The organism is Vibrio sp. 10N.222.55.C7 (assembly GCF_041473335.1).
In the GTDB taxonomy this organism is placed as follows: domain Bacteria; phylum Pseudomonadota; class Gammaproteobacteria; order Enterobacterales; family Vibrionaceae; genus Vibrio; species Vibrio crassostreae_C.
Genome location: NZ_JBFRSC010000086.1, coordinates 1 through 1,341 on the forward strand (window position 1 = coordinate 1; position 1,341 = coordinate 1,341).

Sequence of the window (1,341 nt, forward strand, 5' to 3'; positions counted from 1 at the left end):
GGTTCTTATATGGACTCTCGGCTGTCGTCAATCAAATCTTTCTAGTAAAACATGTTAGATGCGTTCTTATATACGGGCTACTATGAGGAGCTACCTCGCCCTAAAATGTAATCGCACCAATAGGTCAAAATCTTAGGGACGGTATTTTATTACCCTAGAACCGAGCTGACTTTTATTGGTTGGTCTTACCTGTTTTACTGTCGATCTTTGTTGACTGGACACCTTTTAAACTATGACTTCTGGCTCGTATTCTGAATCAGATTTCAAGATAGCAAAAGCGGTTCGAACAGTTTTGTTTGCTAGGGCTATTGCTGCTACTTTCTTTCCTCTTCTAGCTATCAAAGCCTTAAGCCATTGCTCTTTATGTGTTTTAGGTGGACGATTAACAACCAAACTAACAACAGAAAGCGCCCCTTGATATAACGTGGCTCGGAGTCGCTTGTCTGCACATTGTTTAGAAATATGCCCAATGTGTTCTTTCCCACCAGAACTATGCTGCTTTGGTGTTAATCCTATGCTAGCCGCTGCATTACGCCCATTAGAGTAGTGCTCGCCCTTGCCTAATCTCAAAGACAAACCTAAAGCACCAATAGGGCCTACACCTTCAAGTTTCATTAACTTTTGGCACACTTGATTTGATTCAATAGTCCCTTTCAAAGAAGATGTTATTGCGTCGGCATGTTCTATCTGCACTTCTAAATGCTCCCATAGACTCATAACAATTTGTCTAAAACTATCAGGCAAATCATTTTCAGCGTCTTCTAAAATCATAGGAAGGTTTAGACGTAAAGAATTAATGCCTTGTGGAATAACAATTCCAAACTCTAATAACAAACCACGTATCTGGTTACTTTGAGCAATCACATGAGTAAGCGCTAAACTTCTTGCTCGTTCTGTTGATTGCATTGCCTGCTCTTCCACCGATTGAATACGTACACTTTGGATGTGTTCTAGGGGCGCAGCTGTTGCTATCGCAATGGCATCATTTTTATCGGTTTTCTGTTTTGTCTGAAATCCCTTAACAATTCTAGCATTGATGACCTTTACTTGATGGCCAGCACGTTCAGCATAACGAGCCCAATAATGTGCAGTAGCGCAGGCTTCCATCGCAACCAAAGACTTCGTTTCCTTTACTAAAAGCTCTTTTAATCGTTTTCTTGATACTTCCCTGTTATAAATGATTTTACCTCTAGGGCTAACCTTACAAACTTGGAAAACACTTTTGGCTAGGTCAATCGCAATAATATTGTCTTTTTCCATAATATGAACCCTGACTGTCACTGCTGGTATGAAATTTCAATGTAGCTCCCCGAAGGGAGAGAGTCCATACATCTTAGGGGG

1 protein-coding gene is annotated in these 1,341 nt (G+C 40.7%); it reads right to left on the minus strand.

The genetic code is table 11. The features are described from left to right. Window positions 1-225: 225 nt before the first annotated feature. Window positions 226-1,260: an IS110 family transposase gene (locus tag AB4482_RS22595; protein WP_008222359.1), complete on the minus strand. Its 1,035-nt coding sequence runs from the start codon at window positions 1,258-1,260 to the stop codon at window positions 226-228. Between the last annotated feature and the right edge of the window lie 81 nt (window positions 1,261-1,341).

What these genes read in the sequence shown, in the direction of transcription:
- AB4482_RS22595 (WP_008222359.1), bottom strand. Translation starts at nt 1,260, where the DNA reads ATGGAAAAAGACAATATTATTGCGATTGACCTAGCCAAAAGTGTTTTC.